Source organism: Alcanivorax sp., from assembly GCF_014762765.1.
Lineage (GTDB): Bacteria > Pseudomonadota > Gammaproteobacteria > Pseudomonadales > Alcanivoracaceae > Alcanivorax.
Genome location: NZ_JABURH010000202.1, coordinates 5720 through 14273, shown reverse-complemented (window position 1 = coordinate 14273; position 8554 = coordinate 5720). Strand labels below are relative to the sequence as shown.

Genomic DNA, 8554 nt, shown 5'->3' with positions numbered 1-8554 from the left:
CGATCATGCAAGCGACTGGGGCGGCCATGCCAGAACTGGATTTCCGTGGGCATGATGCGGTAGCCGCCCCAGTTGGCCGGGCGGGGGACAGGGGCTTGCGGATGTTGCGTCTGCAAGGCCTCCACTTCCGCTTCCAGCCATTCCCGGCTGGCGGGCTGGCTCTGGGGGGAGATGGCTGCACTGATCTGGCTGGCGTAGGGCCGCGACGCAAAATAACTGTCGGACTCTTCTTCATCCACTTTTCGGGCTTCGCCGATCACGATCAGTTGCCGATCGAAGGGCTGCCAGAACATGGTGAACGATACCTTGGCGTTGGCCGCAATTTCTTCCCCCTTGCGGCTGTCGTAGTGGGTGAAAAAGGTAAAGCCACCGCCCTCGATTCCTTTCAACAACACCACCCGGCTGGAAGGCTGGCCGTCAGCACTGACCGTGGCCAGGATCATGGCGTTGGGCAAGGGCAGCCCGGCCTCAATGGCTTCATCCACCCAGCGCCGGGCCTGCTCCACCGGATCGTTGTGGAGGCTCTCTTCGTTCAGACCCTCGGCATGATATTCTTCGCGCACGTCTTTCATGGTTTCCCCGGACAATCAGACTGAGCCCGCAGTATAACGTCGCTACCGTGAAGACACCGAACCAGGATCAAGAAAAGTATGCTGGACACCTCTGCAGAAAACCGCCGGCGCCACCCGCTGGATCCACACCAGCCCGTGTGGCTGTTTGGCTATGGCTCGCTGATCTACAAGGCGGATTTTCCCTTTCTGGAACGTCGGCCCGCTACAATCCACGACTGGGCACGTCGTTTTTGGCAGGGTTCCCACGATCACCGTGGCACCCCGGACAGCCCAGGCCGCGTGGTCACCCTGATACAAAGCCCCGGCGCCCTCTGTACCGGTATGGCCTACCGCATCACCCCGGATGTGTTCGAGCATCTGGACCATCGGGAGAAAAATGGTTATTTGCGATTTCGCACCCCGCTGACCTTCGCCGATGGCGATCAGGCTGACGGCCTGGTCTACATCGCCACCGAGGACAATGCCGCCTTTCTCGGCCAGAGCGACGAGCTGCTGATTGCCCGTCACATTGCCACCAGCCACGGTCCCAGCGGCAGTAACCGGGACTATCTGCTGCAGCTTGCTGAAGCCCTGCGCGCCCTGGACGCTGACGATGAGCATGTCTTTACCATCGAGCATCACCTGCTGCGCCTGTAGGCTTTGCCGTCTACCGTTATAGCGTTGCTCGCAAAGCGAAGGCTTTTGCTGGCCCGGCGTCTGGGATTCGCTTTGCAAGCAAAGCGCCAATAGCGGCCTTCACACCGCCTGCATGTACCGATCCCAATAGCCTTGCTGCGGCGCAATCTGCTCCACCACATCCACCCATAATCCGGAGGGGTCACGCAGGCCGAAGCGGCGCTGACCGAAAGGCTCGTCGCTGAGCGGGTAGTCAACCCGGCCATCACTGGCCTGAAAATCCGCCAGCGCCTGACGGGCATCCTCCACTTCGATCTCCAGGCACAGACCCAGCCCGCCGAAGGTTTCCGGTCCCGGCGGTGCAGAGGGGTGGTCCGGGCTCATGAAGGCCACCACGCTGCCCTGCTGCGCGTCACCCAGCAGCACAAACCAGTCGCTGTCGAACAGCACATCCAGACCGAAATGCTTCTGCCAGAAATCCCGGCAGGCCACTTTATGCTCGGTGACCACGATGGGGTAACGGTCGCTGATTTTCATCTGATACCTCCTTGTGAATAAAACAGACTAACAGTCTGTTTTGAGCAAATAAAAACAAACTGGTAGTCTGTTTGTCAACCAGAAGAGGACATCATGGCCACCAATGCCCAACGTCGCGCCCAGACCCGAGGCTGTCTGATCAATGCCGCCCGTCACCTGTTTGCCGAACAGGGCTACGCTGACACCAGTACAGAAGCCATTCTGTCCGGTGCCGGGGTAACCCGGGGCGCCATGTACCACCATTTCCGCAACAAGGCGGAACTGTTCGAAGCGGTTTGCGATCTGCTTAGTCGGGAAGCCATGGCCGCCATCGAGAATGCCGTGGCCGGGCAACGCGGCAGCCTGGCCACGTTAAAGGCCGGCAGCCTGGCCTGGGTAGACTTCATGGCCCGGGACGATGTGCGACGCATCCTGGTAGTCGAAGCGCCCTCGGTGCTGGGGCAGGAGCGTTGGCGAGCCCTGGACGAGCGTTACAGCTTCCCGCTGTTGCGTGAGGGCATCCGTGAAGCCATGGAAGAAGGCGCCCTGCACTTTTCCGGCAGCGCGGAAGGACTGGCTGTGTTGCTCAACGGCGCCATGAATGCGCTGGTACTGAATGATCCCTGGGCCGAGAACCTGCCCCGCTTGCGCCAGGATTTGCTGGCGCTGTTCGATTGCTTTGGTGGAGAGACCCCATGAGCGCTTGCCCCTGTCAGTCCGGACTGGACTACGCACACTGTTGCCAGCCCCTACACCAGGGCAAGCCGGCAGCTTCACCGGAAGCGCTGATGCGCTCGCGGTTTTCCGCCTTTGCGTTGAAAAATACCGATTACATCGCCCGGAGCTGGCACCTGAGCCAGCGCCCTGTCGGGCTGGATCTGGATGACGACCAGCAGTGGCTGGCCCTGGAGATCATTGCCAGCGGCGAAGACGGCAACACCGGCTGGGTCCATTTCCGCGCCACCAGCAAGGATCGCCAAGGCCTGGCCGTACTGGAAGAACGCTCCCGGTTTGTGAAGGAAAACGGCCACTGGTATTACCTGGACGGCACACCGTCAGTGACCGCCCTGAAGGCGGGGCGTAACGATCTCTGCCCTTGCGGTAGCGGGAAGAAGTTCAAGAAGTGTTGTGGGTAATGATCAGTTTCGAGATACGAGCTATGAGCTGCGAGAAAGCAACCCCACAAAATCTATTTTCTTTTTTGTAGCTCGTAGCTCATTCCCCCGTCACGAAAACGACAACAGCCCGTCTTCCACCGGCTCTTCCAGCAAAATATGCTTATCCTTACCGTAGTGATTCAGGACTTTCCAGGGATGATGGCGCCCCTGACGTGGCAGCTTGTGGCGTGAGCGTTTTACGTAGCCAGAGGCCAGAGCATCCATGATAGAGCGATCCGACAGAGTCAGATCGCTGTCGCCTTCCGGGGCCACCACACTCAGCCCTTCCGCCTCCATATAATTGAGCAGACGACAGATATAGGCTGACGCGATATCCGCCTTCAGGGTCCAGGACGCATTGGTGTAACCGAAAATCCATGCCATGTTCGGCACCCCTTCAATCAACACCCCCTTGTAGGTCATGCGTTCACTGACATCCAGCGGCTCACCATCCAGTGACAGACTCATGCCGCCCAGCACCTGCAGGTTCAGGCCGGTGGCTGTCACGATGATGTCCGCCTCCAGTTCCCGGCCGGATTTCAGACGGATGCCGTTTTCCGTAAAGGTATCGATATGATCGGTGACAATGTCCGCTTTTCCTTCACGCAAATCCCGGAACAGATCCGCATCCGGCACCGCACAGAGTCGTTCGTCCCAGGGTTGGTAAACGGGCTGAAAGTGCGTCATGTCGAAATTCTTTCCCACATGGCGCTTCACATTGGACAGCAGCAGCTTGCGGGTAAAGTCGGGGTACTTTTTCGCCAGCACATAGATCAAACGCTGTAACTTGATATTGCGCCAGCGGGCCATGCGATACACCCAACCCGACGGCAGCACACGGTCCAGCCATTCAGACAATTTGTCATAGGCAGGAACAGAAAAAATGTAGGACGGTGAGCGCTGCAGCATGGTGATGTGCGCGGTCTCTTCCGCCATGGCTGGCACCAGTGTGACGGCGGTGGCGCCACTGCCGATCACTACCACTTTCTTATCGCGGTAATCCAGGTCTTCAGGCCATTGCTGTGGGTGCACGCAGGTTCCCTGAAAACGGTCCATACCAGGAAATTCAGGTAGGTATCCCTGATCGTAATTGTAATAACCGGTGCAGCCAATCAGGAAACGGGACCGGAAGGTTGCGGTATCTCCGCTACTTTCCTGTACCGCTGTCACGGTCCAGATTTTCTCTTCGCTGGACCAGTCAGCATCGGTGATCGTCAAACCATAATGTATATGCTGACTAACGCCGAACTCATCAGCCGTTTCTTTAATATAGTTACGAATGGATGGACCGTCCGCCAGCACCTGCAGCTCATTCCATGGGCGGAATCCGTAACCAAAGCTGAACATGTCCGAGTCGGACCGAATACCGGGGTAGCGAAACAGATCCCAGGTGCCGCCCATGGCCTGGCGACGTTCCAGGATAGCGAATGTTTTTGCGCTGCACTCTTTCTGAATATGGCAGGCGGCACCAATACCGGATAATCCGGCACCAATAATCAGCACGTCATACTCTTGGGGATTGCTGGCTTTTTCCATTTCCTCGCTCCCGAAAAATCTTGCAAGGCTGTCCTCTCGCTTCTTCATAGCCTCCCTATGATCAACGACAGTAATGACACCTCCATCAGTTCTATCCCATCGTAATTTTACGTCGCTAACAATCCTTTTATTACCCACATTAAAATGCAAATTATTGCCTCTGAAAACCCGCCAGGTTGCCAAGTTAATACAAACCATGGCTTGGCCATCAGCAACATTGGGTATAGCGTAAAAGTGACAATCTGGTATGCAGGGTGGAGACATGAAATCAGCAGAACAAACCACCGCTTTTACTGACTGGCATGACGGCAAACGTTACCTTTGGTTACTCAGCCCCGCCATCCCGGTGCTGGCTGTGTCGTTTCTACTCATCTATATGTTTATCTGGGACTGGCCCGGCCTGCTCTGGGGTGGCCCCTTGCTGGTGTACGGGCTGATTCCCCTGGCTGACTGGATGATCGGCACCGACACAAACAACCCGCCGGAAACTGCCGTCCCGCAACTGGAAGACGACAAGTACTATCGCTTGATCGTCTATGCCTATATCCCCACGCAATATATCGCCACCATCATGGGGGCCTGGCTGGTGGCTCAGGGTCAAACACCCTTATGGGGATTGGTGGGGCTGGTCTTCAGTGTCGGTGCGGTTAATGGTATCGCCATCAACACCGCCCACGAACTGGGCCACAAGAAATCAAAAACCGAGCGCTGGCTGGCCAAGATCACCCTGGCACCGGTGGCCTACGGTCACTTCTTTGTGGAACACAACAAGGGCCACCACAAAAACGTGGCCACCCCGGAAGATCCGGCCAGTGCACGCATGGGCGAATCCTTCTGGCGGTTCCTGCCTCGCACCATGATCGGCAGCGTCAAATCGGCATGGAGTATCGAAGCCCAACGCCTGGAGCGTTGTGAAGAGCCCCTGTGGTCCTTGAAAAACGAAAACCTGCAGGCCTGGTTGATGACCGTATTGCTTTTCGGGCTACTGACCCTGTGGCTTGGCTGGATCGTGCTGCCTTTCCTGCTGCTGCAGGCGTTCTACGGGGCCTCACTGCTGGAAGTCATCAACTACATGGAACACTACGGCTTGCTACGCCAGAAGAAAGCCGACGGACGTTATGAACGCTGCGAACCCAAACACTCCTGGAACAGCAACCACATCGTCACCAACCTTTTCCTTTATCAATTGCAGCGTCACTCGGATCACCACGCCAACCCCACCCGGCGCTTCCAGGCCCTCCGTCATTTCGATGACAGCCCACAATTGCCCTCCGGTTACGCCTCCATGCTGATGCCGGCCTACTTCCCCTTCGTCTGGTATCAGAAGATGGACCCGCTGGTATACCAGCACTACAAGGGTGATCTGACTTTGGCCAACCTGCAGCCGGACAAGCGGGAAAAGCTGCTGAAAAAATGGCAACAGCCGGCAGTCACCTATCACAGCGCCGACTCGGAACCGGATGTGGCCGAAGGCGCCGTGGCCGAAGCCCGCCAGGCGGAACAGGAAATCGATACCCCGCACCAGTTCCAGTGCCCCAATTGCGGCTATGTCTATGACGAAAGCCGCGGCGAGGAAAAAGAAGGCTTCCCGGCCGGCACCCGCTGGTTGCAGATACCCGATGACTGGCCGTGCCCGGATTGTGCTGTGCGCGAGAAAGTGGATTTCGTCCTCAAGCAACACTGAGAGGGCAACCCCGGCAAACCAATCCCCCCCTGTGCGCCGGGGGTCTTTTACACCTGAGACGCCTTTCGCATGGCGAGAGGCGTCATCTGAAACCAGCGGCGGAAGGTGCGGCTGAAGTTGGATGTATCCTGGTAGCCCAGCCGCTCGGCGATGCGCTCTATGGGCATGGCCGTTTCCGTTAACAACCAGGCTGCCTGTTCGCTACGCACATCATCCAGTAATTGCTGATAACGGGTATCTTCCGCTTTCAGCTTGCGAATCAACGTGCGCGTGGACATGGCAAATTTTTCCGCCATTACCTCAAGAGAAGGAAGCTCACCCTGACAATCCAGCAGCACCATGCTGACTTGCTGACTGAAAGGCCCGCCCTTCTCCAGCTGTTTGAGCTGGTGTTCACAATCACGAATGGCATTGCGATGCATGGCCGGATCAGCGGTCAGGCAGGGCGATGCCAGTTGTTCCGGGGGCATTTCCACCAGAAAGCCATCCGCATCGAAAGTCACCGAACATTCCAGCAAACGCTCATAGTGCTCCGCCCAGAGAGGACGCGGAAAAGGCAGTTGAACCCTGGCATCCCGGGTGCGTCCGGTGGATACCGCGTCGGTCATCTGGAAGTAGGTGCCCAACAGGGCACCCAGCAGAAACTCCCGACAGTCCCCCAGGTCCACGTTTTCATGCAACCGTAACTGGCCCCAGCCATCGCGCTCTTCGAACTTCAACTGGACCAATTGCAGTCGCACCCCTACAAAACGGGCCACCACCGACAACAGGGTGCGCATGTCCGGGGCCGACACCACCGCATATCCCAGGGCTCCGTGGGCCGACACCGGAGTATTGGCACCGATTTTCAGTCCGATCCAGGGCTCAGCGGTGAGCAACAAGGCTCGGCGTATCAACCGTGACAGTTGCTCCAGGCTCAGATAGCGGTGCTCGCTGAGCAGTTCCTGCCAGGCCAGCCGGGTGCCGGAAAAAATATCCGCATCACTGAAGCCCTCCTGCTTCAGGTGGGCGCAAAGCACCCGGCTGTAGGTGGGATGAATGGCCGGCTTGAGCCGGTCCATTTCCTTGTCTGCCATCCGGCACACTCCTGACAGTAATGATGTACCCAGCCTACCCCTAAACTGCCTGTTTAGTCTGTCACTTTAAGACGATTTTTTGCCACCTGGCGGGGTGCCCGAGTGGCCTCGGCGGGCACACCATGGATGAACTCAGATACCACCAACAACCAATGAGGTCATACCATGAGTCAAGCTGGCGTGTTTGTCGGCCCCTCCGGCGTCGAGTACCGCGATCGCAAGCGGCACCTCTGGATTGTTTCCCTCTTTGTTCCGGGCACCGTTTTCCTCGGCCCGTTAATGGTAATGGCAACCGGTGAAGCCTGGCTGCTGTGGCTGCCCCTGGTGTTCTACTACCTGGCCATCCCGCTGCTGGACATGCTGATTGGCGAAGACCGCAGCAACCCACCGGAAGAGGTGGTACCGCAACTGGAAGCCGACCTGTTCTACCGGCGCATGACCTATGCCCTGGTGCCAATCCTGCTGGTCGCCTATCTGGTCAGCATGTGGTTTGTGGGCACCCACTCCCTGCCCCTCCATGGCATCATCGCCATGGTCCTGCTTACCGGTACCGTCTGTGGTGCTGCCGGGATAAACCTGGGCCACGAACTGGGCCACAAGAAAACCAAAACCGAACGCTGGCTGGCCAAGCTGGTCCTGGCACCGCTGGGCTACGGCCACTTCCCCATCGAACACAACAAGGGCCACCACCGGGATGTGGCCACCCCGGAAGACCCGGCTTCCTCACGGCTGGGGGAATCTATCTGGAAGTTCGCCCTGCGGGAAATTCCCGGAACCATGAAACGGGCCTGGCAGCTGGAGAAAGGGCGGCTGCAGAAAGAAGGTAAACCAGTGTGGTCCCTGCACAATGAAATCCTGCAACCCGGCCTGCTAAGCCTGGTGATCTGGGGCAGCATCATCGCCCTGTTCGGCTGGAAAATGTTGCCGTTCATTGCCGCCGTTACCCTGTGGTCCTACCTGCAGCTGACCTCCGCCAACTATGTGGAACATTACGGTCTCCTCCGTCACAAGGATGCTAACGGTCGCTACGAGCGCACTCAGCCCCATCACAGCTGGAACAGCAACCACATGTTCTCCAACTGGGCGTCCTTCCACCTGCAGCGTCACTCTGATCATCACGCTCATCCCGCACGCCGCTACCAGAGTCTGCGTCATTTCGACGGCCTTCCGACGCTGCCCAACGGCTATTTCGGCATGTTCCTGCTCAGCTATGTACCACCCCTGTGGTTCAAGGTCATGGACCACCGCATGCTGGAACACGCCGGGTACGACGCCGCCAACATCAATTTTGACCCGGCGCGCCGCGATGCACTGATCCGCAAATACCAGATCAAACAGACCACGTAGTCTGCACCGAGTATGGCATTTGCCCCATCCTCATGGATGGGGCTTTTTTTT

The 8554-nt window shown here is 57.8% G+C and carries 9 protein-coding genes; 5 read left to right on the top strand and 4 right to left on the bottom strand.

Annotated features, from left to right (window positions below; translation table 11 throughout):
* Positions 1 to 572, bottom strand: a 572-nt coding sequence (pdxH, locus tag HUJ17_RS15805) for a pyridoxamine 5'-phosphate oxidase (protein WP_290511591.1), incomplete at its 3' end; no start/stop codon positions are given.
* 78 nt (positions 573 to 650) lie between these two features.
* Between pdxH and HUJ17_RS15800 the strand changes: the two genes are divergently transcribed.
* Positions 651 to 1208, top strand: coding sequence for a gamma-glutamylcyclotransferase (locus tag HUJ17_RS15800; protein ID WP_290511590.1), 558 nt, complete (start codon positions 651 to 653; stop codon positions 1206 to 1208).
* A 99-nt stretch (positions 1209 to 1307) separates the two neighbouring features.
* Here HUJ17_RS15800 and HUJ17_RS15795 read toward each other — a convergent pair whose 3' ends face one another.
* Positions 1308 to 1724 (bottom strand): VOC family protein, encoded by a 417-nt coding sequence (locus HUJ17_RS15795; protein WP_290511589.1) that lies wholly within the window; start codon positions 1722 to 1724, stop codon positions 1308 to 1310.
* A gap of 93 nt (positions 1725 to 1817) precedes the next feature.
* Between HUJ17_RS15795 and HUJ17_RS15790 the strand changes: the two genes are divergently transcribed.
* Together HUJ17_RS15790 and HUJ17_RS15785 are read left to right on the top strand one after the other, a co-directional pair.
* The gene (locus tag HUJ17_RS15790; protein WP_290511588.1) at positions 1818 to 2402 is read left to right on the top strand and encodes a TetR family transcriptional regulator; all 585 of its coding nucleotides are present in this window, start codon (positions 1818 to 1820) and stop codon (positions 2400 to 2402) included.
* The gene (locus HUJ17_RS15785) at positions 2399 to 2839 is read left to right on the top strand and encodes a YchJ family protein (protein WP_290511587.1); all 441 of its coding nucleotides are present in this window, start codon (positions 2399 to 2401) and stop codon (positions 2837 to 2839) included. The genes HUJ17_RS15790 and HUJ17_RS15785 overlap by 4 nt, the downstream gene beginning before the upstream one ends.
* 90 nt (positions 2840 to 2929) lie before the next feature.
* Here HUJ17_RS15785 and HUJ17_RS15780 read toward each other — a convergent pair whose 3' ends face one another.
* Positions 2930 to 4396, bottom strand: coding sequence for an NAD(P)/FAD-dependent oxidoreductase (locus HUJ17_RS15780; RefSeq protein ID WP_290511586.1), 1467 nt, complete (start codon positions 4394 to 4396; stop codon positions 2930 to 2932).
* Between the two features lie 262 nt (positions 4397 to 4658).
* Between HUJ17_RS15780 and HUJ17_RS16900 the strand changes: the two genes are divergently transcribed.
* Positions 4659 to 6080: a fatty acid desaturase gene (locus HUJ17_RS16900; RefSeq protein ID WP_366144895.1), complete on the top strand. Its 1422-nt coding sequence runs from the start codon at positions 4659 to 4661 to the stop codon at positions 6078 to 6080.
* A 47-nt stretch (positions 6081 to 6127) separates the two neighbouring features.
* Here the strand turns inward: HUJ17_RS16900 and HUJ17_RS15765 are convergent, their stop codons facing one another.
* A complete protein-coding gene (locus HUJ17_RS15765) occupies positions 6128 to 7156 on the bottom strand; it encodes an AraC family transcriptional regulator (protein WP_290511585.1) in 1029 nt (342 codons plus the stop codon).
* Positions 7157 to 7321: 165 nt separating this feature from the next.
* On the opposite strand from HUJ17_RS15765, the gene HUJ17_RS15760 reads away from it, so the two are divergent.
* Positions 7322 to 8503, top strand: coding sequence for an alkane 1-monooxygenase (locus tag HUJ17_RS15760; protein WP_290511584.1), 1182 nt, complete (start codon positions 7322 to 7324; stop codon positions 8501 to 8503).
* Positions 8504 to 8554 lie beyond the last annotated feature (51 nt).

Excerpts from the sequence above, each read along its gene's own strand:
- HUJ17_RS15780 (WP_290511586.1), bottom strand. The coding sequence starts at position 4,396 with ATGGAAAAAGCCAGCAATCCCCAAGAGTATGACGTGCTGATTATTGGT.
- HUJ17_RS15795 (WP_290511589.1), bottom strand. The coding sequence starts at position 1,724 with ATGAAAATCAGCGACCGTTACCCCATCGTGGTCACCGAGCATAAAGTG.
- HUJ17_RS15765 (WP_290511585.1), bottom strand. The coding sequence starts at position 7,156 with ATGGCAGACAAGGAAATGGACCGGCTCAAGCCGGCCATTCATCCCACC.
- HUJ17_RS16900 (WP_366144895.1), top strand. The coding sequence starts at position 4,659 with ATGAAATCAGCAGAACAAACCACCGCTTTTACTGACTGGCATGACGGC.
- HUJ17_RS15760 (WP_290511584.1), top strand. The coding sequence starts at position 7,322 with ATGAGTCAAGCTGGCGTGTTTGTCGGCCCCTCCGGCGTCGAGTACCGC.
- HUJ17_RS15785 (WP_290511587.1), top strand. The coding sequence starts at position 2,399 with ATGAGCGCTTGCCCCTGTCAGTCCGGACTGGACTACGCACACTGTTGC.
- HUJ17_RS15790 (WP_290511588.1), top strand. The coding sequence starts at position 1,818 with ATGGCCACCAATGCCCAACGTCGCGCCCAGACCCGAGGCTGTCTGATC.
- HUJ17_RS15800 (WP_290511590.1), top strand. The coding sequence starts at position 651 with ATGCTGGACACCTCTGCAGAAAACCGCCGGCGCCACCCGCTGGATCCA.